Source organism: Pseudoclavibacter sp. CFCC 13796 (genome assembly GCF_008831185.1).
Lineage (GTDB): Bacteria > Actinomycetota > Actinomycetes > Actinomycetales > Microbacteriaceae > Pseudoclavibacter_A.
Genome location: NZ_WBKD01000001.1, coordinates 843,672 through 867,969 on the forward strand (window position 1 = coordinate 843,672; position 24,298 = coordinate 867,969).

Consider the following 24,298-nt stretch of genomic DNA (forward strand, 5'->3'; position numbering starts at 1 on the left):
TCTCGCAGAAGCCAGAACGCCTCAAGCAACTTCTTCTGGGCATCGTGCGCTGTCGATCATGATGGTCTGCACTGGCAATATCTGTAGATCGGCATACGCCGAAGCAGCGCTGCGTGATCTGCTTCAGCATTCTCACGTCCTTGACGTAGTTGTCTTTAGTGCCGGCACAGACGCCGTTGTCGGGGCTGCCATGGAGTCAGAGATGCGCGGGATCTTACGTGAGCGGTATCCCTATGCAGCAGGCACCCATAATGCCCAGCAGCTGCATGAGGGGGCTCTTGATGAGGCCGACTTGGTCTTGGTCATGACGCGTGAACACCGACGTCGTGTGGTGCGCCGGTGGCCAGAGGCGGCGACAAAGACTGTGATGCTCACAGACTTCTGCGTCGCGGTGTCACAGCCACCTGCAAAGCATGAGACAGACCTCAGCGTGATGATTCGCACTGCTCAGCAGAGTGCATCTGCCGGAAGTCTCGATGTTCCCGACCCATACCGAGCAACAGCCGAGGTGCACCGTCGCGTCGCTGATGCTCTGGATCACGACATGCGTGCCATAGCACGGTGGCTTGAGAAGTCTCGAGAAGTACAGAGCACGAGAGACACAGGCGGTAGGGGGTAGAAGAGTATGTCAGAGAATCTGCCATTGGCCGTCGCTGTTCAGCTTGCGGCCGGGTGGTGTGCCGAGGTCGCGCGGTTCGAACGGGTGCGAGTGCTGTTCATCAAAGGCGCTGCGGCGGTAGCACAGGGGCTTCGCCCAGAAGGTGAACGGGGAACTGATGTAGACGTTCTCGTCGATCCAGTCGATTTTGACCGATTTGTTCAAGCCCTCATTGCGCGTGGGTGGCTCGCTCGACCTCAGCTCGACAACGAGTTTCACATCTTGCAGTACCACTCAGTCACGCTGATCCATCCGCAGTGGCCGTGTGACATCGATGTGCACTATTACTTTCCCGGATTCTTCGCCCCAGAGCAGCAAGCATTTGATGCCCTAGCGCAGCATGCAGAGACCGTCGACTGTGCTGACGGCACCCTGCCCATACCTTCGCGCAACGCTCACGCTGTGCTGCTCGCAGTCAACGCGTTGCGCGGTGACGGCTCACCCAGGGCGCAGGCCGAAATGCGACGCATGATCCGCTACTTCTCCGAAGACGCAGACCGCTGGCAGCAAGCCCTGCATATCGCCCATCTCTTGCGGGCGGGAACCGTGCTTGCCCCCTTCGCAAGGCAGGCAGGTCTACCGATGCCCGGTAACGATCTCTCTACTTCAGAGGCTCGAGCCTGGCAGATGTCATGTGCATCAGGCGGTGGAGTTTCGCGTGTGCTCTATCATGCACCGAGCAGCTCATGGCGTGAACGCGTTCGTCTGCTGCGCTGGGCTATCTGGCGCAGTGGACAGGAGTTGCGCAATGCTCATCCTGACCTGCCAGCAGGGGCGCTCTCAACGCTGCGAGGCAACGTCGAACGGTGGGGCAGAGGTCTTGCGCAGGCCCGTGGCCTTGCACGATTGCCTCGAATAGGTGAAACGAGAAAGCGAGTAGCGACGCAAGCAGCGTCGGCATCTACCGCTCCGGAGTTCGGGCGCGATGTTGAGCCCGCAGGCCTGCCTCACGCTGTGATTGTCGTTGATAAAGGAACTATTCAGGTGAGTGCACCTCGGGGGCAAGGCCCGGTGTCAAGCACAAGACCCTCACAGTTTGCGCTGCCAAGAGATCCGTTTCAGGTCGTGCGAGTGAGCGCCCTGTCCGTCGAATCAGCTGACACGATCTACGTGCTGCCGCAGAATGATGGGCTGGTGCTGACACAGCCTCTGGTGTTGAGTGGTGCAGCTAAAGGGATTTGGCACTTGCTTGGGGTAGAGCCAATCGGGGTTTCAACGCTGCAAGAGCTGGTCGCACACTCGGCGGGATTGCAAATTGAAGAATGTGCAGATCTTGTCAAGACGATCATCGTTGAGTTCGTCCGAGCCAGTCTCGTTAGATGTGATTCGGGTGCCCCGGCGGTCGATCAGTAGCTATGAACGAGAAATGAAATCGGGGTGGGACAAGCGAACCAAGTCATCTTGTCCCATCCCGATGATGCCAAAGGCTACGAGATTACGCCTTAGCGGAAACGTTTCCGCCCCATGGGCCGCCTGTAGCGGGACCCGAAGTAGACACGGAGTAGGAACCGGGAACTGGGCTACTAAAGCGAATCTTGACGATGTTCGCACCTGAGTTGGGCGTGATGATCCAGGTATTGGCACCTGAAGGAGTAATCGTGCCACCGGTGATCGAAGTCACGATGGCGTTGAAATCGAGATCGGCGGAAGTGAGGGTAAAAATCTGCCCTGTCGGGAAGAAGCCATCCTCGGCTGTCGCGTCCTGCCCGAAGACCTCGATTCGGCCAAATTCATTGACGAATGGGCTCGTCGTGGTAGCACCGATAGAGGTCGCCTCAGGCAGAGGATCAGTCGAAGCAGCAGCGGACATCGGAGCTGCAGCGGCGATGGCGACGACAGGTGCAGCCCATGCGCCAGCCTTGATGATGGTACGGCGGCTCAGGCCCGCCTTCTCATTGTTCTCGGTCATATTCGAGACCTTTCATTGTTCGTGAAAACAGGCAAGGTGACGAGTCCGAAGGCTCAACACCTCTACGAGTGTCATCCATTGGTCGCGTCTGCGTCGGGGGTGCGGCGTTGATATGGCGTGATTCGTATAGCATCTGTCGCGTTGTCAGCTCGGGCGCAGGCTGATGGGCGTGCCCAGGCCGCTGTCGCTCATGGCGCGCGAGAGACTCGAACCGTTGCTGAACCCGAGATGCCGTGCAATCTGGTCGACGGTCAGCATGGAGTACTCCGGATCAGCCAGCATTTTCTGGGCTTCCCGAACACGCAGCTTGCGCAGCTCTGTGCGGATCGTCGTGCCGTGCTTCGCGAACTCGCGCTCAAGCTGGCGCCGTGAGATGTTGGCAGCCTGAGCTATCTCTGCAGAGGTGAGACTGGGATCAGAGTATCTCGCCGCCAACGTGATCATTGCGCGTGTGTACGAGTCGTTGGCGTCGACGGGAATGTCTTCGATCAGAGTCAGCTCGGCCAGAAGGCCTTGGAACATCTCTTGCAGAAGACGTTCGACATAATATGAGGTGAGTGGTGTGAAGCTTCGTCGGTTGCTGTTCAGCGTCTGCGAGGCAAATGCGCTGAACGGGCCAATAAGCGCGCTGCGTTCGGGAATGAACGCTGGCTCCTCGACCTCCCTGTGCAGATCGAGGCCTTCAGCAAGAGAGGCTGGGCCACGAACGATCAATGCCGTGCAGCCAGTCTCACTGCTCAGCTCGAAATCTGAGCAGGCAAGCAAGAGAACGGCAGCTCGAGGCTGCAACTGCCATATATCTGACGCAGATCTGAGAGTGGTCGGCCCCTGAGCTGTGCCGATCACTGCGATCTCTTGCGGTGTGTCGAATCGCCGAACTTCATTTGACAGCAGGCGGTGCCGTTCGAGCGTCACCGCACCGAACACGAGTGTTGTGCTTCGATTTGTCTCCATGATGGTCTCCGGGTGCCGAGTTGCACAGCGAAAAGTCATATTGACGACCGCCGACTAGCGAGCTGAGGCCTCACTGGGGCGATTCTCTGGGTGGGGCGAGTCTGTGGCGAAGTCGTCGTCGAGCAGGCCTCGTTCTCGTCTGGCTGCGCGTCGGTCGTGCAGCCAGGAGATGAGGCAGGCGATCAGATAGAGCCCGAGCATGGGGCTCGAGAGCAGGAACATGCTGAGAATGTCAGTGGGCGGGGTGATGAACGCCGCGAAGACGAGGGCGACGACGATCGCCACGCGCCAGCCCTTGATGATCGTCTTCGCGCTCATCACGCCGACGAAGTTCAGCAGCACGAGCAGGAGCGGCAGCACGAACCCGATGCCCATGAACAGCATCAGGTTCATCACGAACCGCAGGTAGGTGTCGGCGCTGATCAGCTGCACGTCGTCGGCCGATGCGAAGCTCGACATGAACGACACCAGGTTCGGAAACGCCCACCAGCCAAACAGACAGCCGGCCAGGAACAGCGGGATCGCCGAGCCGACGAAGCCGACCGCGGTGAGCTTCTCTTTGCGCAGCATGCCCGGCGCGAGAAATCTCCACAGTTCGTAGAGCCAGATCGGAGCGGCGATGATGATGCCCAGCACCATCGTGATGTGCATGCGCACGTTCAGCGGACTCGACACGTCCGAGTAGTTGATCTGCGTCTGCCGACCGGTCTTCTGCATCACCAGCAGCAGCGGCTCACGCAGGGCATCGAGCACATATGGCGCCAGGAACCATGCACCGATCGCCGCGACGACGATCGCGATCGCACAGATGATGATGCGCCTCTGCAGCTCCACCAAATGCTGGGCGATCGACATCGTGCCGTCGCGACGCTTCTTCTTCTCAGACACCTGAGGCGCCCCGACTACGCGCTCTTGGGCGCGTCGCCCTCAGCCGGCCGAGCAGGCGGCTGTGCTGGAGCCGACTGCGGGGCCTGCGCCTGCGGCTGCGCTGCAGACGACGCGGCCGAAGCCGAATCTGCGGCCTTGTCTGCTTCGAACCCCTTGACCTCTTTGCGGAAGATTCGCATCGACTGGCCGAGGCTCTTCGCCAGGCCGGGCAGCTTCGGCGCGCCGAAGAGCAGCAGGATGACGAGGACGATGATGATGATCTGCCAAGGTTTCATATGGTTTACTTTCTCGGAATCGTGAACGGCACCGGTGATGGTGTCGTCTGCTTGCTAACTCGTGAGGCCAAGCCGGGACAGCGGCCAGAAGACGGCGAACTCTCTGCCGATGACTTGGTCTGTACCGGCCCACCGTGCACAGTCGCTGGCATCTTCGTCGGGCGAACGGCTACGGCACTGCGCCATTGAATCTGCGGAATGCGACCGGTGATCGCCGAGCACCAGCAGCTTGTGCTCTGGAACGGTCACCGACCCGAAGCACCGTGAAGATCTCGGCGTCGTCTGGCAGTCGAGTGTGCCCGGGATGAACGCCAGGTCTTCGAACACGTATGCTTCGTTCAACGGCTGATCGTTGACGGTCACCCGCCCCTGCACATCACAGCAGCTCACCGTGTCGCCTGCAGAGCCGATGACTCGTTTCACCAGGTAGTGAGCATTCCCAGGCCCGTACCCGAGCGCACCGGCTGCCCCTTTGACGGCGGTTTTCCAAGCCGGCTGCTCTGCCGTCGGTGACGCGCCCCAAGTTTCGTCTGCTGAGAAGACGACGATGTCGCCATGCTGCGGCTGTGACCCCCAGTAAGCCGTGCGATTGACGAGTACGCGATCGCCTACCTGCAGCGTGTTCTGCATAGAGATGCTGGGAACAGAGCCGATCTTCACCAGAAAGGCCTGCACCAGACTGATCACCAGCAGCACGAGCATCAAGTGGGTGAGGGGGTGCGAGAAGATACGACGAGTCATGCGGATGCCGGGGGGTGCTGAGCGGCAGGCGCAACTGTCGTCTGAGCGTCGGGCGTGGCGGTATCTGCAGATGGGCGGGCCTGTGGCGGCTCCGGCTTCGAAGGGATTGCTGGTGCGGCTGGGCGAGGCGTCTCGCGCAGTGCTTCGCGGATGATGCGCCGGGGATCGTACTGGCGAGGGTCGAGCTGCCGCCAATCAACGTTCGAGCCATCGACGCCGAGTTCATCTTTGAGGTCAGATTTTGTGGTTCGCCACTGGGCTCGAAACTTGCGTACAGTTTCGCCGAGCCATTGAGCGTATCTGGGCAGGTTTTTGGGGCCCATGATCAGTACGGCTACAAAAGCCAGTAGCAATAGTTTCTCGAAAGTCATCCCCATAAGGGTTCAGTGTAGCCTGTTCCTATGCGTCTTAATGTGCTCGGAGTCATCTTCGACGTCGTCTTCGACAATACGATTTCATCTGTCGATCAGACCCGCATCAAATCTGCTTGGAGTCGGTGTGAAGTGGGTTCCCCAGCCGCCAATTCGTGGGATGAAGTGGCTCCCTCGCCGCGTCGCTATGTGATCTGGCTCGCTGTCGCTTCTTCTCGCGAGGTAATTGACGCTTTAGAACGTGAGTGTGACGCACGTACCCGACAGACGGGCGTCGAGCACAGACTCCTGCACGCTCCGCGCCTTGCGCACTTAGAGCAACGGCTGACAAGCAAGCTCACACTCTGGGCCATTGACGCTCGCCAGCACGACTTATTAATGCTGCATGCAGTGGGGCTTGCCGATGGGCGTGGGAAGATCGGGATTTTTTCTGCCGCAAGTGGGACGGGCAAGACCACGATGGCCAGAACGCTGGGAGCTGAACTTGGGTACGTGACCGACGAAACGGTCGCAGTTCTGCCAAGTGGGCTCGTGCTGCCATACCCGAAGCCGCTTTCTGTAGTCGTTGAATCGGGCGCGCCGAAACGGCAGGTTGGGCCCGACGATCTGAGGCTGAAGGTACCAGCGTACGGTGCTCTCAAACCTGCCGTGCTGTTTCTGCTGGCGCGTGATCCCGACCGGGTGAGACCGCCTGAGATCGAGGCGGTGACCGCCCTTGACGGGGTCTTCGAGTTGATTGGGCAGGTGTCATTTCTGGGGAATGCGCCTGGAGGCATCGGTGGTCTGCTTGCCCTGATTGAACAGTGTGGGGGCGTCTACCGTCTTCATTACCGAGACATCTCTGACGCCGCGCAACTCGTTCGTCAGGCGATGGCCCGCAGTCAGAGCCAGAGAATCAATTGGCGCAATGCCCAGATCTCTGCGGCCAGAGCGTTCGAAGCGGGGCAGCACGGTCGTGGGCGAGAAGAACTGGTGATCGCGGGAAGTGCTGTGGCTGACGCGGTCTGGATTGAAGGTGGACTGGTCGTCTCTGCGGCAGGCCGTCTCATGAAGCTGGAGGGTCTTGGCGAGGAGATCTGGTCTGCTCTTGAACGAAATGGTGCGATGAGCAGGGATGACCTGTACCAGAGTCTCATCGACTGCTCTGACATCGGCACTGAAGTCAACACTCATGACCTGTTTGAACAAGCGATGACGACACTGATGGAGGCTGAGGTCATCGAGTATTCTGCGCAAGATGCGGGTGAATTTTAGGGTGAATTTAGGCTCGTAGCAGCTCGAGTCTGGTCACCATTGGCGTAAATTTAGTGGGTAGTGCCTGTGAACAAATGGTTACCGCTGGCTGGACTCTGAAGTCTCGATCTGCTCAGAGAACAGTGTGTTCTCATGCTGGGGAAATACCGCCGCTGTGCGTTGTAGCCTCCCTCTGATGACGAGAGGTTTTCGTCGTCGTGATGTGGTCATTTTGAGATTTCGTGTCTCGGCCTGCAATGAGAAATCCTGTCTGTGAACTGGCCTCGATTGAATAGTAAAGGGGAGTTGGAATTTTGACTGAAGAACTCAACGAAAAGCGCGGCATCTCTCGTCGTGGAATCTTGAAAGCGGCCGCTTGGGCAGCGCCCGTCGTTGCAGTTGCAGCCTCGGCACCGTTTTCCGCAGCCGCTTCGACAGAGACGACCCCGGGCTGGGGATACTCTGTCCCGTTCGGGCAGATGGCCAATACCAACCAGGCACACTTCAACCATATGGGCACTGGCGGCTACAACAATGGAACTATCACGTTCGCGGGAGACGGAACCAACACATCTGACACGACCGCTACTGACGTGGTGATGACTGTCAGTTGGACGCAGACGGCCCCGGGGGTTCCGTCATACGTCTACCGCGAAAATGTCGGCACTCTCTCAGACGAGCAGCCCGACACCTGGGTCTACACTGGCGGGACTCCTCTGCTCGATGTGCGTGAGAGCCATGATGCCTACCCGCTGGTCACCAACACTGATCCGGCGACCGCCGTCGCCAGTGGCTCGATGACCTTCGCGCTGCCGTCAATCACCACCGGGCAGTCTGTGGCCGTGCCGCATCTCATGTTCGCTGGGCTGGGCGACACCAGAGACCCCCAGCCCTGGACTGGTACTCAGAAGTACATCACGCCTGGGTTCACCGCCACGGTCATCATTCGCGTCTATCGACTGTCAGAGCCTGAGACGTCCATCTTGTATGTGACCCAACAGGTGAAGCCGTCGGTGATTTTCTAGGCACGTTCACGCCGGTCGGATACTGTCGCTCTCAGTGCTAGAGCTGGGGGAGGGTGGGGTCGAGGAATGGCTCGGCCTCACCGCACGGCACGTCGCGACATCTCAGTCGACACAACCGCGGTGGCAACTCCGATGGCAGTGAACAGTACTGCGCCAAGGGGTGCCAAGAGGGTGCTGACCAAGATGACAACTAGGCCAGCGAGCAGCGTGGCATTCGCTGCGGGTCGCATCCGTCGGCGCAACGACAGCATCCAGATGCCGAAGACAAAGAGGGCAACCGGAAGCGTCAGCAGGCCGGAGGCAACCATCGGCGAGATCTCGGCATGGCCGTCGGTGCTGTCGATGATGAGCTCGATTCCGGCCGAGAAGGCGCCGGCCCCGGCGAAGATGAAGTAATGCGAGTAGCCGTAGAGCAGCCCAGATTCCAGATCGGTGAGCTGGTCGTGCTGGTCGCGTGAGAAGTAGACCCACCACATGCCCGCCGCGATGATAAGCCCGGCGGCCGAGACGGTCAGCAGATCTGGTATTTGCTGGTGCTCTTCGACAGCAGTGACGACGGCATTGGCCGACGCCAGAACCGACTCGCCGAGCAGAATCAGGGTGAAGAGACCGTAGCGTTCGGCGATGTGCTCGGGATGCCAAGGGGTGCGATGACGCGCCTCAGCCCAAATCGGCACGGCGATCTCGGCGGCAACGAGCACGAAGAATGCGAAGAAGCCGAGCTGCTCGGGCAGAAACACGCGCACGGCCCAGAGAACCTGAACGACGGCGATGCCAATGGCGTAACGCGCTGCCGTCTGATGCAGGGCAGGGTCACTAGCGGCAGCGCGCAGCCACTGCACGCCGAGGGCCAGCCTCATGACAACGTATCCAATGGTCACGAGGGTGAAATCATGGTGCTGCATGGCATCTGCAGCACCGGCAGCAAGAACGAGAACTCCGGCCATCTGCACGATGGTCAGTAGGCGGAAGAGCCAGTCATCGGTGTCGAAGGCAGAGGCGAACCAAGTGAAGTTCATCCACGCCCACCAGATGGCAAAGAAGACCATGAGGTAGCCGAGTACCCCTGACCCCAGGTGCCCCTCGGCCGTCAAGTGGTGCAGTTGCTGCGATGAGAACGAGACGGCGACGACGAACACCAGGTCGAAGAAGAGCTCGAGGGGGCTGGCTGCGCGATGCGACTCTCGTGGATCGCGGGGGAGTAGGGGAATCAGGCGGGGGCTCTCAGCTGTGCTCACGGTCAACCTTCGCGAATGGTCATCCGAGAGATCTTGCCGCCAGCGACTGTGAAGTCGAAACGGCTGAGGCCGTTGGCGAATGTGCTCGACCATTCACCGACGACGGTGACTTTGGTCCCAAGCTGCGTGACTCTGGTTGGGGTGAGCGTGCCTGCAGCCCCGATGAACTCTCCGTCGCTCCAGGCCTTTATCGCCTCACGCCCTGAGAAGATGCGTCCCCAGTCGTCGACGAGACCGTCACGGGTGAAGGCATTGAGAAACCCGTCTTCGTCGTGTCTGTTGACCGCTGTGATGAAAGAGGCAACGGGCTCAGGAATCTCTGGGGTGCTCATGAAAGAATCCGCTCTATGTCATTGGTATACAGAAGCATATCAGCGATACAGGCTACCATTGCGGCATGAGACCCGATGATCGAATGAGCACGCGAACACGTCTCATCGAAGCGGCGGCCGACCTGATCGCCGCTTCACCCGGCGAAGACGTCGCGCTTCGGCAGATCTGCGAACGAGTGGGCGTCAAGATGCCGACGCTTTACCACTTCTTCGGCAGCAAGCAGGGCCTTCTCGACGCTGTCGTCGCACATGGCTTCGATCTGTACATCTCGCAGAAAGAGGCGCACGAGAGCTCAGGCGATCCGATTCAAGACATTCGCGAGGGATGGGATGCCCATGTTGCCTTCGGTCTGCAGAACCCGGGGTTCTACACGTTGATGTATGGCAGCATTCATCCCGGCGACACGACTGCTGCTGAGGCGCGACCGAGCGTGATTCTGTTCGAGATCATGCGGAGGGCCGAAGCCGAGGAGCGACTCACTGTTCCTGCAGATCAGGCAGCAGCACACATTCTCGTGACGAACATCGGCGTCACGCTCAGGCAGATCATCTACGCCCGACCCGACCCTGTGCTCAGTGCGGCAGTACGAGAGGGTGCGATCGCTGCGATCACCGGGGTGAGCATGCAGCCGGAGACTGCGACGTGCAGGCAGTCGGCGCACTCCCTCATGGAATACTCAGCCGCGCACCCCGATGTGCTGGGGCACGCTGAGACGGCGCTGCTGAACTCTTGGCTGCAGCGCCTCGCCGAGTCTGGTCACGATCGACCATCCCGTCGGTGAAGGCACGTGGTGCGTGCCTCAGCTTGAAAATGCCGAGCGCCAGGCAGCGCTCAGATCGGCTGCTTCGTCACGCAGTCGATGTAAGTGAATGACTTGCCTCCTGGCGCGTATTTGCGGCATGGTGCCGCAGTGCTCGGGCGTTTGCCCGGCGCACCTGCTGAGCTGTTGTCTGGGTTGGGCGTCGGTGCCGTTTCTGGTGCTGGTGTGGGGGCTGGCGTTTGTCTCTGCGCGGGCTGTTTTGCCGGTGCCGACCTCTGAGCAGGCTTCGAGGCAGGCGCCGAGGCAAGTGCAGGTGAGCCTGAGGTATCGTGCGCTGCACGATCGGCCGCTTCCTGTTCGCGGGCCTGGATGGCATCCTGCTCACGCAACGTGGTCTGCCGCGCCCCGACCTCGCCAGAGCGAGCGCGCGCCGCGTCGACACGTGTGCTGACACTCTGTCGCATGGATTCGATCGCACTGTCTGAGTAGAACGACAGTGGTGCGACGGCGCGATCGGCGCTGAGTAACGTGAGCAGGTGTGTGCCGAGCCCGATGACACTGTCGAGGTGGGCGGCCGCGGCATCGGCGTCAGCGGTGGTGGCGAGGTCGTTCGGCGCAGTCTGCTCAGCGGGCGTTGAAGTGAACTCATTGACCTGCCCGGCGAGACTGCAACCTTTTGTGGGGGAGTAGAGGCCCACCTTGTCGGCTTCGGCCTCGGCCTGGGCGTCTTGGACTTCTCTCAGATGCTCGACGTTGGGCCCCACGCTCATGGCCGCTCCGAGACCGTGACGGGCGATCTCAGCGTTGACGAGCGTGCCGTCTTTGTAGACGGCTGCGAGGTCACGCCCGTAATTGTCTTGTGCCTCGCGGTCGTAGTCGAGCTTGACATTGGTTCCGGCGGGTAGGTGCTCTTTGAGCCAGGCGCTGGCCTCTTCGCCGCCGCACTCGACAGGCTTGTCAGGGTCGACGGTCTCAGGGGTATTGACGTTGAGTAGCCGGACGCGCTTGGTCTGCCCGCCCTGGGAGACCTCGATAGTGTCGCCGTCGATCACCCTGTCGACAGTGGCACCGTGCATGAAGGCGGTGGGGTTTGCCTGGGCGTACGCCAAGCCGCCGCCCGCGACGAGGGCGAGTGCGACTACGACGGCGCCAGTTGTCTTCAAGAGGCGGCCACGGGCGGTGCGGGCGGACATTGCGTGGCTCGCGGGCATGATGAGTTGACCTCTCAGGGCAGTGTCGGAGTCTATGGCTCGACTGTGTGTCAGCCATGAGATATCGTACCGGTTTCTGCGGGCATGACCATGGCATCCGACGAAGGCACACTCGTCCAGGCAGGTCTCCCGGCGCGGGGCGCGGGCATGGTCGGCGTGGCTCGGGCTGTTAGCGGCGTCGCCGCAGCTGCCGGGTCGGAGAACCGTGAACATGAGTGCGCGTGATTTCGGGGCACTGAGAATTGTCGTGCTCTACCCCCATGTGGTTTGATTGCCGAGGTATTCACAGCTGACTGCTAGGGGAGCTATATGGCGAAGCCAGGCGCAAGGAAGAGCCGAAGCATACGAGTCGCAGGCATGGTGCTTGCGCTGATGCTGTCGGGCACGCTGCTTTCGGGATGCCTCGAGTCGTCTGAAGACGTCTCGAAGGCAGAGGCGAAGGCCTCGCAGAAGGCCGAGCGAGCGCAGCAGAAGGCTGAGGAGAAGGCGCGCAAGGAACAGGAGAAAGCCGAAAAGAAGGCAGAAAAAGAGCGTAAGAAGGCCGAAGAGCAGCAGCGCAAAGAGGCGGAGGTTGCTGAGGCCGCAGCAGAGGCAGAACGGGTGCGCCAGGAGCAGGAAGCCGAGTCAGCTCGCGTGGCTGAAGAGCAGCGGCAGGCCGATGAGCGAGCGAAGGCCGAGCAGGCGGCTCAGCCGCGCGGGTTTGCAGACACCGGTTCGTCGTCGGGCGGCGGCGACGTCTCTTATGCGAACTGCACAGAGGTCAAGCGAGCAGGCAAGGCACCGCTGCACCAAGGGCAGCCCGGCTACTCGTACAAGCTCGATCGTGATCGCGACGGCATCGCGTGTGAGAAGTGAACCGGCCGGCTTCGGTATGCAATTGAGAGTCTCCGTCTAGGCTGCCCTCTTCGCTGATGATCGCTCATCCATCCATGGCAAATGCTGGCTGAGAGCTTCCAGACATGGAACTTGGCATGTCTCGATCCAGTGAGCCGACATTTGTCATGTTGCTGCGATCAGGCAGGCGGTCTTAACCGCGCACGGGCCGAGAGCGATCGTGCCTTGGGACAATGGATCCGGTGAAATTCGGGTGCGATTTGGGTGATTTGAACGCCGGCCGAACTCTTGCACAGGGCAAAGGGGCGGTGCACTGAGCAGCGAGTTCAGCCGGTGGTTCAATCAGAAGCTATCTAACGCACCCGCGCGAGAACGCCGCTATACACGGAACTTGCGGGCTGAGAGGCAATCGCCGCGGGTTGCGTTGCGGGTTTTGCGGGGCGGAGGCAGCCTCACTCTGCTGTCACGTCGGTCGCGCAGTGCACCGTCGCGCCAGTCCGGTGAGCACTTTTCGTGGTTTACGTCGGCGATAACCACAAATACCGGAGATCCAATGTGGGGTTTCGCCACGGCAGTGCGCTCCAGGTGGCAGCGCGGTGCCTTCCTGTGTTGGGGGTGCCGTGCTTCTCGCCGGTCAGACAGGCTCAGTCAGCTCAAGGCCATCACTGCGCAGCGCAGCGACCTCGTGCCACGCGAGCGCCTCAGCTGTGGCAGCGCTCGCGGTCTCGACCTCGTGCGCGAGTGAGCTGCCATCGATGTCGGGGGCGAGCCAAGCGTCGAGCAGCCCTCGGCCTCCCGCGCTGGAATCCAGCATGACGGGCATGCGATCGTGCAGCCAGGCGAGACCAGGAGCTGCAGCCTGCGTGAGCACGGTCGCAGTGAGCACCCAGCCGTCACCGTGTGCACCGGGCTCGACTGCAGCATCCGTCGCCGCATCTGGCGCACCGCTTGCCACGGACGCGCAGAGCTCGCCGGCGCTCGTATCGCGCCACCAGCTGTAGAGCCCGGCCAGCGCGAACGGCGTCGCCTGGAGGTCGGCGTGCACCAAATACGGTCTCTTCGACCTGCCGACGGTCTCCCATTCGTAGTACCCGTCGACTGGGAAGATGCACCGGCGGCGCTTCATCGATGCACGAAAGGTCGGCTTCTGCCCGGCCGTCTCGATGCGAGCGTTGAACGTCGGAAACCTGAGCTTGAGCTCTTTCGACCAGGGAGGCACCAGCGACCAGCGTGCTGGCGTGAGCCGGCGGATGCCGTCTTTGTCTCCGTCTGCGACGACCAGTGCGCTCTGGGTCGGCTTGAGATTCCAAGTGGGGGTGAAGCCTGCGGTGTCTTCCTGTTCGACGTCGAACAGGGCGACGTAGTCTGAGGTCTTGGCCTGAACGATGCGTCCGCACATGGTCTGAGGGTAGCGGGTGGGGCGGGTGACAGTTCGGGCGCACTTGCTGCTCTGGGATGTGGACTGCTGGAGTGCGACAATCGAAAGACCATATCAGCAGGTGCGCCAACCTCTCGGAGGGCTCTGTGACCACCATCCTCACCAATCTCATTACCGTGCTGGGCCTGTTCATCGGTTCGTTTCTCAACGTCGTCATCTACCGACTGCCCAGACGAGCGTCGCTGAGTATGCCGCCGAGCCACTGCACGAGCTGCGGGCGGCGGCTCGCCTGGTACGAGAACATCCCCGTGCTCAGCTGGGTCGCGTTGTGCGGGCGCTGCCGCACCTGCAAGTCGCGCATCTCGCTGCGCTACCCGGTGATCGAACTGCTGACCGGTCTACTCTTTCTGACCACCGCGCTGCGGTTTGTGCCCGACCTGGCCAATGCGCCGACGCTGGCAGACGCTGTCGCGCGAGGCAGCGTCCTCATTGCAGCGCTCTGGTTCGTCGCTGCCAGCATCGCGCTTGCGATGATCGACCTCGACACGCTGACGCTGCCGAATCGAATCATCTACCCGAGTGCCATCGTCATCGGAGGGCTCTACCTGATTGCCACGGTGAGCAGCATGATCGGCGTGGCTTCGGCCGGTGCTGGCAGCGCATGGAACAGCGCCCTCACCGCGCTGCTCGGCGCGTTGATCGTCGGTGTGCTCTATCTGGCAATCGCGTTCATCTCGCCGCGCGGCATGGGCCTGGGGGACGTCAAATACGCTGCGCTGATCGGCCTCGCACTCGGCTGGCACGGGTGGCCATACATTGTGCTGGGTCTGCTGCTGCCGTTTCTGATTGGCGGCATCGTCGCCGCGATCCTGCTGGTCACCGGGCGTGTGAGGCGCAAAACCGGTATTCCGTTCGGGCCTGCGATGGCGCTCGGTGCTGTCGTGGCCTTGGAATGGGGTGGTTCCCCGGCCAGCGCATATCTGCCGATCTGGGGGCCTGCATGAGATTCTGCGGGAACGTGAGGATCGCATTCATCGTCGACTTCGGCACCTCGCGAGAGTTCGCGCCTGGATCAAGCACGACCCTTCGTCTGAGCGGGCAATGCGCCCCTGGTGTTTGATGTACAATTTCGACATGATGCGAGTTCGCCGGTGACGGCTAAATGCGGCCAACAGCTGATGCTGCCGTCGAATTGCGACTTGCGCATGTCTTGGGGGAATCTTGACTGCAATACACAACTTCGCGACCTTACTCTGTCACGAAGTGGTGTACGGAGGGTTCTGTGACTGAAGTTCGAAAGCGACGCGCGCGCGCCGCCGTAGCGGTGATGGCAACAGTGTTGAGCATACTTGCGGGCACTGGGCTTTCATCTGCGTCAGCGATCGTCGGCACACCCGCCGCTGCAGCGGCCACGGCGCAACCAGCCGCTGCCGCTCAGCCAGCGGTCGGAGCGCAGGCGGCAGATGCGCTGACCGCGACGACCAACGGGTGCAACTACGCAAATGCGGGTGCAGGGGTGGCCGAGTACAAAGACACGCTCTGCTGGCTCGACTTGTCTGGGGTGACCACAGAGTATCAGCAGGTTGGTGAGCCGATATATGTGAATAATGGCGGCTCTGGCTGGCCGTGGAACCCGTATTCCTATACGGCCACGGTGACATTCGCCAGCGTGCTCGGCGCAAGCTACGGAAGTGTAACGAAGACTGCTACCGCCACATCCACGTCTTCGTCTGCTGCAGCGCGAACTCAGAGCCTGACGAACGCGCTGAGTGCCTTGAGCGATTCTCTGTACTCAGTGAGCAGCGGCGCGCGCTTTGGTAATCTCACGAACTATCCAATCACGATCAGCCTAGCCAATGGTCTCACTCTGAGCGCACAGCTCGATATCACCGCAAACGGCGGCAATGCCGGCCATTATGTCGGCGCTCACGTCTTTCCCACATGGAGCGGCGCGTTCTTAGGCAACAACGGCTTCTACGAGTTTCCCACTGCAATTAAGAACACGGTGAAGCCAGCCATGTATCAGCAGGGGAGCGGTGGTGTCACGACGGCCAACCTGAAGAATATTCAGCTGAAGCAGAATGCAACCGCCGTGAGCGGCTACTCCATCGTCGTTGCAGACGCCGAGTCGACTGATAACGGTGAGTCGATTGCCTGGACCACCAACGGTGGATCGAACTTCTCATGGCTGCCGAACAACCCCAGCAGCTTTGCCTCAGCGACGACGGCCGATGCCAAGAAAACGGCAGCCGTCGGCAACGCGTGCCGTGCAACCGCGTCGTCGACGTGGAATGCGCTGAACACTGGCAGTCAGTCTGTTACCTGTACCGCAGGCAACAGCCAGCCTTCGCCGAAGACCGGTACGCCGATGCTGCAGGTGTCGCCGACAAATGCTCAGACGAGCTTCAACGTCTCACAGCAGATGACTGGTGGTGGCCTGCAGGGCGTCGCATTTGGCCTGCTCATGGCGAAGACGAACATGACGGTCAACATTGCAGATCGCGTGTTGGGCACTGACGGCAACCCGACGAACGCCGACTTCAGCGCCAGCTTGACTGCGCCTCTCAACGTCACGGCGAGCACCGGCAACTCGACGACTGTCAAGACGGCCACGATCGGCGATCAGCAGTTTCCTGTGGACTCGACCGGTACGCAGCTCGGTTTCGCCTCCTCCGTGGCTGGTGCGAATGCAGCCTCGTACACGCCGTCATGGGTGTGCACCAAGACGCCATCGACTAATGGCACCACATGGCCGGCCTCGGGCGCGGGTAGTACGATCGCTCCCTCACCGACCGACCCCTGGTTCAAACTCACTCCGGGGCAGTACATCTCGTGTGTTGTGACGTATACGCCGCCGTACCTGACACTTGTCAAGTCAGTGAATGCGAACGGCACTGCTGCGAGCGATCCAGCCTCAGCCTGGACGTTGACGGCAACGGGAGCCTCTACCGTCGCCGGCGTGAAGTCGGGCGCGAAGCTGCCGCTCGCAGTCGGCTCATACGCGCTGACAGAGTCATTGGCGAACCCAGCGTGGCAGTACGGCTATGACTGGACGAATCTCGTGTGCACGCCCACAGCAGCGACGACCACGACGGATTCTTCGACTGGCACGACCACTGTCGCGACGGCCAATCTCAACGTCACCGCAAACTCGGCGAACACGTGTACATTCACGAATACCGCGAGACAGCCGAAACTCTTGGTCAGCAAGTCAGCAGACCCCGTGACCGGGACCACTGTCGATGCGAGCGTTGATGGCACAGACAGTGTCGTGAAATACAAGCTCACGTTTGACAACCGCAACGGCACTTACCAGGGAGCCGTTGACCACATCGATCATCTACGAGATGTGCTTGACGACGCTACGTTCAATGCCGGGAGCGTGCGCGTCTCTGACGGTAGTGAAAGCGACTATCCTGCGCAGAGCATGGAAGATTCCGGTCTTTCCTGGGTGACTAATAATACGGATCAGCAGAGCGATGGTACGAACTATGCTGATCTGAACCCCACCTTGGCCGTCTCAGGCCAAGTTCCTCGCGGGCAGATGCGAACAGTCTGGTTCACCGTGACAGTGAAGCAGAACTCGGCTGATGTTGTGAACAGAGAGGCTGAGCAAGCTCCCCTGCAGGGATACCTGCTGCGCAACTACGTAACCCCGCGTCTTGATACCAATGGCAACACGGTCGTGCCTCCGGCAACCTGTGTGCAGCCGACAGACACGGCGACTCCTTCGACCTGCGCTGAGCACCCGATCAAGGCATGGTCATTCTCGAAGACCTCGCTGCCCGTCGACGGCGCGCGGCTGCATAAGGGTGGCAACGTGCACTACCGGCTGGCTGCGACCAAGCTCAGCCCTGAGACAACGATCAACGGACTTCAGCTCACTGACGATATGACGCAGGTCTTCAAAACTGCTGGTTGGGCCCCGAACGCGGCCGTGCCCGGTGGTGCGCGCAGCCGTGGCATTTACTTCTTCGACTCTGTCGGCAACTCGTTGAATGCTGACGGTGCCATAAACGGAACATCGACTGCACCCGTCGCAGCATACGCAGGTGATGCTGGGGTTCCAGCCCCGACGTATGACTCTTCAACCGGGCGTTGGATTCTCAAGACGACGACAGTAGATGTTCCGGCAAACGCGGTGTCTGCAGAAGCCTGGTTCGCCGTACAGCTCGCTGAGTCTCCTGTCGGCATTCCCACAACATGGAGCTCGACTCCGCAATCAGGATCGAAGTTCGTCAACTACGCGGCGGCTACATCTGCGACACTCTCTCCGGTCATCTGCGGCACACTGCCTGACGTCTCGATCAGCCCCTCTGCAGACGACCCGGCATATGAGGATTTTCCTGCTCAGTGCCGCGTCACGCACGAACTGCGGGACAACTTCTTCACTATTCGTAAAGATGCGTCTGGCGTAGGCGAAGATCTTGAACGCAATGGTGCGTGGGGCACAGACCCGACTGGTCTGTGGAACATGGTCGGGCACGAGTTCGATATACAAGACGACGTCAGCGGAAGCCCGTCAGGAACCTCGAGCGCGAAACTCTGCCGGTCTGATTACAACCCAGGAACTGGCGCCACGTCGGCGTGGGACGGAACATTCACCGATACCGGCGGTACTCCCGATTGGGGGCAGGCGTCGCCGACGCTGCAGGCAATCAAAGACTGGAATAACAGTCACGGCACTGACCAGCAGCTACCTCTTTGCGGCCTGCTCTATGCGCAGCCCGAGGGCAGTGGCGGCCAGACCGGGCGCTGGCGCTCAGAGAACCTGAGCGAAGGCGACTACTGGCTGATTGAGACGAAGGCCCCCAACGAACAAGTCAGCCTTGACGGCACGCAACGGCGTTCGGTTGACGGGGTGCAACTGCTCAGCGAACCCATTGCGTTCAAAATCTGGCCCGACGCAGACGGCGACCCAATCCCCGTGCCCGGCAATGAAGGCCAAGCGCAGAAGGGGCGCGGACAGCTCGACATCAAGAATGCTGATGACAGCTTGGTAGGACGCTGCCTGCCCGGCGCAGACGTGGGCGACCGCCCAGTCGCCTGTGTCAACCCCACCGGGTACCTGATGATCGTCAAAGACACCGTGCCTGCTCGGCTGCCATTGACCGGTGGCCAATGGCTGATCGTCACCCTGGTCGGCGGCGCTGTCGTGCTCGGTGGAGGTCTCGGCGGTGCGCTCTGGTGGCGGCGACGCCACGTGCACTACACCCCGGCCATGAACAGTGGGCGACATGTCTGACCCAAGACGCGCTCGCACTGAACTTCCTACTGCGCCACAGCAACACCTCATCACCACAACAAAGGAGAAAACCATGACTCACCGCAAACGGAGCCGGGGCATCCTCGCCTCAGCCGTTGCGCTGCTCTCGGCTGCAGCACTCGCCGTGTCAGGTGCCGTTGCCGCTCAGGCAGCGACGCTGGACAACGTGCCGACAAAGGGCACAGTGCACATCACCAAGCTGCCCCAGCCTGCCGACCTCGGCCCTGCTGCGGACGGCCTCGACAAGGGGCCGCAGACTGGTGGTATCGATGGCGTGACGTTCGAGGCATATAAGGTGCCAGGCATCGATTTGGGCACGAACGCCGGTCAGCAGACCGCTGGCACACTGACCGCTGCGTCTGCAGCCGCTTTGATCCCCGGCGGGACGACACCTGCCGACACCCAGAGCACACAGGGCGGCGGCATCGCAACGTTCACCGATCTTCCGCGCGGCCTCTACCTCTTCAAAGAGACCGGCACTCCTGCCGGTGTGACGCCTTCAGGTGACTTCCTCGTGGCGGTGCCCTTGACCGATCCCACCAACGAAGACGCGTGGCTCTCTGACATCTACGTGTACCCGAAGAACGCACAAGTCGCCGCGCAGAAGACAGTAGACGATGCGGCAACGCTTGAGGTCGGCAAGAACATCGACTGGACGATCACGACCAGCATTCCTCGCAACCCGAATCCCAATGGAACCGACCCCCAGTTCGTGGCCCCTGATGCCTACCGCATCGACGACACGCTGAAGAACAGTGAGCTCGAGCTCGTTGGCACCCCCGTCGTGAAGGCGGGCGATACCACGCTGTCGGCCTCGACCGATGGTGGCGTGACGGGTGACTTTGTCGTCACCCCCGTTGCCGGAGGAACCGCTGAAGAGCCCACCACGACGTACCAGATTCTGTTGACCGCAGATGGCCGTGCCAAGCTGGCTACCGCTATCAACGCCGACGCCAACGCCGAAGTGACGGTCACGCTGACCACGACAGTGCTCAAGTCGGCGATCATCAATAACACGGCAAATGTGTTCCCCGATCAGAAGGCGATCACAAACAACAAGCCGATTCCGACGAACAACGCGATCTCGAAGTACGGCAGCTACCAGCTCGTCAAGAAGAGCACCGACAGCTCAGTGGCAGATCTCTCCGGAGCGCAGTTTCGCGTCTACGCATCAGAAGACGCAGCAAAGGCCGGCGGCAACGACTACTTGAAGCCCTCGACGAACACCGATGGTCTCTGGACGACCGATGCAAGCGGAAAGGTCGTCATTGACGGTCTGCGCTACAGCAACTGGGCCGACAACGCCACACAGATTGAGGGTGCTGACGGGTCGAAGTTCCAGCGTTACTGGCTGGTCGAGACCAAGAGCCTCGACAACCACCAGCTGCTGACCGAACCAGTGAGCTTCACCGTTGGTGATGACTCGGCAACGCAGACCGCGCAGACGATCACTAACCAGAAGAACACGGGCGGCTTCGTGCTGCCACTCACTGGTGGCACCGGAACCTTGCTGCTCACGGTGTTCGGCATCGCTATTCTCGCTGCCGTGATCATCGTTGCACGTCGTCGCCGTGCCCACGAAGAAGCAGCCACCAAGTAGTCGGTGCTGCACCGTGAACGGTGGCGGCTCAGTGGTCTTCTTCAGCTGAGCCGCCACCGCACGACGTGGTGATGAGAGCGAAGGGAGGTGCCGAGATGACACAGACAGTCGAGCCCGAGCAGGTCGCGAAGTCTGCTCAGCCCGGTGCCTCCCCACCGCTGCCACGTCCGTCGCGCAGGTGGGCTGTACCTGTCATTCTGCAACTGGCTGCAATGCTCGGTATCGCGGTGCTGCTCTACCCGACCGCCTCCAATTGGTTCGCCGAACGAGCACAGCAGTCTGCGATCTCTGGGTACAACGAAACAGTGCAGACACTGTCACCGAATGATCGTCAGCAGAAACTGGCGGCTGCCGAGGCATACAACAGCAAACTTCCCGCCGGTGTGCTGCGCGACCCGTATACCAACCCCGACGCCAACGCAGACACCGCGGCTTACTCCGCCTACCGTGACACGCTGAACCTTGGAGACAACGGCATGATCGGCGAGCTGTCGTATCCTCGGCTGAGCATCGATCTGCCCATCTACCACGGCACCAGCTCCGAAGTTCTGGCCACGGGTGCAGGGCATTTGTTCGGCTCGTCACTGCCCATCGGCGGCCCATCCACCCACGCCGTGCTGACCTCCCATTCAGGGCTCACAAGCGCCCAACTATTCACTCCGCTGCATCAGGCGAGCGCAGGTGACACGTTCACGATCAACGTGCTCGGCGAAACCCACTACTACCAAGTGCAGAGCACCGAGGTCATCACCCCAGACCAGACTGACCACCTTCGCATCGTCAACGGTCAAGACTTGGTCACCCTCATCACCTGCACTCCGATCGGCATCAACAGCCACCGTCTGCTGGTCACCGCGGCGCGCATCCCCGCTCCAGATGACAGTGGCCTGCAGACACTCGCCGGGCACCCCGGTCCGGGCTTTCCCTGGTGGGCAGTCATCTTCGTCGCGGTCTCAGGCGCCGCGGCCTACATTCTGTTCGTGCCGCCGCGGAGGCGACGCCGCACAGCATCCACGAAGGAACTCCAATGACCATGTCCACTGTGAATCTGCAGGGCGAACGCCCAGCACGAGCCGGCGTCGCGCTGCTCGCGATCATCGCCTTCGTGGCTGCGATGCTGTCTTTCGGGACCATGGCGCACGCCACCGGCGAACCTCACACGGGTGACATCGATCCGAATGCGCAGACGCAGCTGGTGATTCACAAGTTCGCGCAGCCGCAGGAATTCGGACTGCCCACCGACGGTCTGCCCATGAACGACAGCTCTGGGTATCAGCCAATCTCGGGCGTGCAGTTCAGCGCCACCCGAGTGCCCGGCATCGACCTCACCACCGACGCCGGGTGGAGCGCCGCGAAAGCACTCACCGTCGGCAAGGCCGCTCAACTGATCGCCGGGGAATCGGCCGCCGATGCAGGAGCGACCGGCGGTAACGGAACGTTGACCCTCGACTTGGGAGTCGGTCTCTACTACGTGCAGGAGACTCAGGCGCCAGCCGGCGTCATCGCGGCCGACCCGTTCTTGGTCGCGTTGCCCTTGCAACACCCCACGCTGGACAAATGGATGTACACCGTGCACGTGTACCCGAAGAACCCGCGCGTGGGCGTCTCACTCGCCGTCACCGACGAAGACGCCGTCACCCTTGGCGACACAGTGAGCTGGACGTCGACGTCAGACATTCCACGAGCAGCCAGCATCGACGGATACGTGGTGCAGAATCTGATCGCCGACGGCCTCGAGCTCTCTGACGCTGCAGAGCAGGTACAGGTCGAGCTCAGAGGAACCGGTGTTCCGGCGCTGGTCGCCGGTGACTTCGAGACCCAGATCGTCACCGTCGACGGTCGCCCGACTGTGCAGGTCACCTTCACTGAGTCTGGCCGTGCAAAGCTCGCACAGGCCCGAGAGGCAGACCCGCAGGCGCAGGTCGCGATCACCTATCACACCACGGTGCAGACCAAGGGCACACATACCAATGAGGTTCGGCTGCTGCCAGACAATCGGGCGATCACCGGTCAGACGGTGCCTGTCACAGACCAGGCGACCACGAAGTTCGGCTCCCTGGTCATCAACGTGCACGAGAAGGGCAACCCGTCGAATCTGATTCCAGGGGCGAAGGTCAAAGTTTACCTGAGCGCAGATGACGCTGAGAACGACCGCAACGCGATCGTCGTCGACGGCTCTGACCAATGGACGACCAACGATCAGGGGCAGGTCATCCTCGACGGGCTGCGTCTGTCGAACTTCGTGAACGGGCTCGACCGTGACACCTCTGACCCGCTCTACCGCTCGTTCTTCGTCAAACCGACGTTCTACCCAGCGGGCTGGACGGGAGATTGGGCCGTGCAGCAGACCGCTATCACTTCAGTCGATGACCCTGCCGTGGTCACCTTCGAGGTCTGGCGCGACGACACGAACGGTGGCGGCGAAACACCGCCCGGAACAGGGCCGAACGACTTGGCCAAGACCGGTGCACAGCTCGCCGGACTCGTCCTCTTGGGTATCGTGCTGATCGGCGGCGGCGCGTTGGCGCTGGTGCGGCGGCGCCGCAAACCCGGCGACACGGCGAAGGCAAGTGCCAAGGCGGATTCGCACGAGGCATCCGCAGACGACGAATGACCTCGCACCGCAAGCCCCGCGCACCACGCAGCCGCGCGCAGAAGCGCCGGCTGACGTGGAACGTCGTACTGCAGACGGTCGCCATGCTGGGCATCGGGCTGCTGGTCTACCCGCAGGCCGCCACCTGGGTCGCCCGCATCGGGCAGAACAACCAGATCTCGGGCTACGTCGACCGTGTGCAGCAGACACCGTCGGCCGAGCGTCAGGCCATTCTCGACGCTGCGTACGCCTATAACAACCAGCTGAAACCTGGGCCGCTCACAGATCCGTATATCACTGAGAACCCGGATCAGGCGCAGCGCACGGCGGTCTATCAGGCCTACGAGAACATGCTTCGTGTGAGCGGAACCGACGTGATCGGCACACTGAGCTATCCTCGGCTCGACATCGGGCTGCCGATCTATCACGGCACGGCTGACGAGACGATCTCGAAAGGCGTCGGGCACATGTACGGCACGTCGCTGCCGGTCGGCGGGCCCTCGACGCACTCGGTGCTCACCGCCCACGCGGGCCTGCCGCAGTCGAAGCTGCTGACCGACCTGTCGAATGCCGAGGTCGGCGACACTTTCTGGATCAGCGTGCTCGGCGAAGACCACCACTACCAGGTGATGAGCACTGAGGTCGTGCTGCCCAGCGACACCGAGTCGCTGAAGATCACGCCGGGGGAAGACTGGGTGACGCTGTTCACCTGCACGCCGATCGGCATCAACAGTCATCGGTTCATGGTGCACGCCAAGCGGCTGCCCGACGGGCAGGGCGACGCGCATGAAGAGCTCGGTGCCGACGGGGTGCCGCTCGGGTTTCCGTGGTGGGCGGTCTGGTTCGTCGGCGGGTCGGGCCTCGTCGGTTGGATGCTCTTCGCACCCCCGCGCAAGAAGGGCCAGAAGCGGCGTGGCGGGGAGTCAGAGGGCTGAGCGGGCTGAACGGGTCGGGCTCTGAACGCTGGGCCCCGTCGTTCATCTTGCCAGCGGGTTGCCGGCGGGGCCCAGCGCTTCGTCTGAACTCAATTA

General features: G+C 61.4%; 22 protein-coding genes. 12 read left to right on the plus strand and 10 right to left on the minus strand.

Annotation, left to right across the window (positions count from 1 at the left end; genetic code table 11):
• The first annotated feature begins 61 nt into the window (after positions 1-61).
• Together F8O07_RS10835 and F8O07_RS03800 are read left to right on the plus strand one after the other, a co-directional pair.
• On the plus strand, positions 62-619 hold the full coding sequence (locus F8O07_RS10835; RefSeq protein ID WP_225733248.1) for a hypothetical protein: 558 nt from the start codon (positions 62-64) through the stop codon (positions 617-619).
• 6 nt (positions 620-625) lie between these two features.
• On the plus strand, positions 626-2,011 hold the full coding sequence (locus tag F8O07_RS03800) for a nucleotidyltransferase family protein (protein ID WP_158030810.1): 1,386 nt from the start codon (positions 626-628) through the stop codon (positions 2,009-2,011).
• Between the two features lie 82 nt (positions 2,012-2,093).
• Here the strand turns inward: F8O07_RS03800 and F8O07_RS03805 are convergent, their stop codons facing one another.
• The 6 genes from F8O07_RS03805 to F8O07_RS03830 form a co-directional block, all read right to left on the minus strand.
• Complete coding sequence (locus F8O07_RS03805) at positions 2,094-2,567, minus strand: hypothetical protein (RefSeq protein WP_158030811.1); 474 nt, start codon at positions 2,565-2,567, stop codon at positions 2,094-2,096.
• A 144-nt stretch (positions 2,568-2,711) separates the two neighbouring features.
• Positions 2,712-3,521 carry a helix-turn-helix domain-containing protein gene (locus F8O07_RS03810; protein ID WP_192496621.1) on the minus strand — a complete coding sequence of 270 codons (810 nt, stop codon included), beginning with the start codon at positions 3,519-3,521 and terminating at the stop codon, positions 2,712-2,714.
• Positions 3,522-3,575: 54 nt separating this feature from the next.
• Positions 3,576-4,409 carry a twin-arginine translocase subunit TatC gene (tatC, locus tag F8O07_RS03815; RefSeq protein ID WP_225733159.1) on the minus strand — a complete coding sequence of 278 codons (834 nt, stop codon included), beginning with the start codon at positions 4,407-4,409 and terminating at the stop codon, positions 3,576-3,578.
• Between the two features lie 14 nt (positions 4,410-4,423).
• The gene (tatA, locus tag F8O07_RS03820) at positions 4,424-4,684 is read right to left on the minus strand and encodes a Sec-independent protein translocase subunit TatA (RefSeq protein WP_158030813.1); all 261 of its coding nucleotides are present in this window, start codon (positions 4,682-4,684) and stop codon (positions 4,424-4,426) included.
• A 54-nt stretch (positions 4,685-4,738) separates the two neighbouring features.
• Positions 4,739-5,425 carry a signal peptidase I gene (lepB, locus tag F8O07_RS03825; RefSeq protein ID WP_158030814.1) on the minus strand — a complete coding sequence of 229 codons (687 nt, stop codon included), beginning with the start codon at positions 5,423-5,425 and terminating at the stop codon, positions 4,739-4,741.
• Positions 5,422-5,796, minus strand: coding sequence for a twin-arginine translocase TatA/TatE family subunit (locus tag F8O07_RS03830; protein ID WP_225733160.1), 375 nt, complete (start codon positions 5,794-5,796; stop codon positions 5,422-5,424). The genes lepB and F8O07_RS03830 overlap by 4 nt, the downstream gene beginning before the upstream one ends.
• Positions 5,797-5,826: 30 nt before the next feature.
• Between F8O07_RS03830 and F8O07_RS03835 the strand changes: the two genes are divergently transcribed.
• Together F8O07_RS03835 and F8O07_RS03840 are read left to right on the plus strand one after the other, a co-directional pair.
• Positions 5,827-7,050 (plus strand): hypothetical protein, encoded by a 1,224-nt coding sequence (locus tag F8O07_RS03835; protein WP_158030816.1) that lies wholly within the window; start codon positions 5,827-5,829, stop codon positions 7,048-7,050.
• A 578-nt stretch (positions 7,051-7,628) separates the two neighbouring features.
• Entirely contained in the window at positions 7,629-8,054 is a 426-nt protein-coding gene (locus tag F8O07_RS03840; RefSeq protein WP_158030817.1) for a hypothetical protein, read from the plus strand.
• A 77-nt stretch (positions 8,055-8,131) separates the two neighbouring features.
• Here the strand turns inward: F8O07_RS03840 and F8O07_RS03845 are convergent, their stop codons facing one another.
• Entirely contained in the window at positions 8,132-9,292 is a 1,161-nt protein-coding gene (locus F8O07_RS03845) for a low temperature requirement protein A (RefSeq protein WP_225733161.1), read from the minus strand.
• 2 nt (positions 9,293-9,294) lie between these two features.
• On the minus strand, positions 9,295-9,624 hold the full coding sequence (locus tag F8O07_RS03850) for a nuclear transport factor 2 family protein (protein ID WP_158030819.1): 330 nt from the start codon (positions 9,622-9,624) through the stop codon (positions 9,295-9,297).
• A gap of 83 nt (positions 9,625-9,707) precedes the next feature.
• Between F8O07_RS03850 and F8O07_RS03855 the strand changes: the two genes are divergently transcribed.
• Entirely contained in the window at positions 9,708-10,406 is a 699-nt protein-coding gene (locus tag F8O07_RS03855) for a TetR/AcrR family transcriptional regulator (RefSeq protein WP_225733162.1), read from the plus strand.
• Between the two features lie 50 nt (positions 10,407-10,456).
• Here F8O07_RS03855 and F8O07_RS03860 read toward each other — a convergent pair whose 3' ends face one another.
• Positions 10,457-11,578 (minus strand): thermonuclease family protein, encoded by a 1,122-nt coding sequence (locus F8O07_RS03860; RefSeq protein ID WP_192496622.1) that lies wholly within the window; start codon positions 11,576-11,578, stop codon positions 10,457-10,459.
• 327 nt (positions 11,579-11,905) lie between these two features.
• Between F8O07_RS03860 and F8O07_RS03865 the strand changes: the two genes are divergently transcribed.
• Positions 11,906-12,451, plus strand: a complete 546-nt coding sequence (locus F8O07_RS03865) for an excalibur calcium-binding domain-containing protein (protein ID WP_158030822.1) — start codon at positions 11,906-11,908, stop codon at positions 12,449-12,451.
• Between the two features lie 613 nt (positions 12,452-13,064).
• On the opposite strand, the gene F8O07_RS03870 is transcribed toward F8O07_RS03865, so the two are convergent.
• On the minus strand, positions 13,065-13,829 hold the full coding sequence (locus F8O07_RS03870; protein ID WP_158030823.1) for an SOS response-associated peptidase: 765 nt from the start codon (positions 13,827-13,829) through the stop codon (positions 13,065-13,067).
• A 125-nt stretch (positions 13,830-13,954) separates the two neighbouring features.
• On the opposite strand from F8O07_RS03870, the gene F8O07_RS03875 reads away from it, so the two are divergent.
• The 6 genes from F8O07_RS03875 to F8O07_RS03900 all read left to right on the plus strand — a co-directional run bounded on the left by F8O07_RS03875 (position 13,955) and on the right by F8O07_RS03900 (position 24,202).
• Positions 13,955-14,812 carry a prepilin peptidase gene (locus F8O07_RS03875; protein ID WP_225733163.1) on the plus strand — a complete coding sequence of 286 codons (858 nt, stop codon included), beginning with the start codon at positions 13,955-13,957 and terminating at the stop codon, positions 14,810-14,812.
• Between the two features lie 278 nt (positions 14,813-15,090).
• Complete coding sequence (locus F8O07_RS03880) at positions 15,091-19,053, plus strand: hypothetical protein (protein ID WP_158030825.1); 3,963 nt, start codon at positions 15,091-15,093, stop codon at positions 19,051-19,053.
• A gap of 73 nt (positions 19,054-19,126) precedes the next feature.
• Positions 19,127-20,674, plus strand: coding sequence for a SpaH/EbpB family LPXTG-anchored major pilin (locus F8O07_RS03885; RefSeq protein ID WP_192496623.1), 1,548 nt, complete (start codon positions 19,127-19,129; stop codon positions 20,672-20,674).
• A 95-nt stretch (positions 20,675-20,769) separates the two neighbouring features.
• Positions 20,770-21,705, plus strand: coding sequence for a class C sortase (locus tag F8O07_RS03890; protein ID WP_225733164.1), 936 nt, complete (start codon positions 20,770-20,772; stop codon positions 21,703-21,705).
• On the plus strand, positions 21,702-23,288 hold the full coding sequence (locus F8O07_RS03895; RefSeq protein ID WP_158030827.1) for a SpaH/EbpB family LPXTG-anchored major pilin: 1,587 nt from the start codon (positions 21,702-21,704) through the stop codon (positions 23,286-23,288). The genes F8O07_RS03890 and F8O07_RS03895 overlap by 4 nt, the downstream gene beginning before the upstream one ends.
• Positions 23,285-24,202 carry a class C sortase gene (locus F8O07_RS03900; protein ID WP_225733165.1) on the plus strand — a complete coding sequence of 306 codons (918 nt, stop codon included), beginning with the start codon at positions 23,285-23,287 and terminating at the stop codon, positions 24,200-24,202. Before F8O07_RS03895 ends, F8O07_RS03900 begins: the two co-directional genes overlap by 4 nt.
• Positions 24,203-24,298 lie beyond the last annotated feature (96 nt).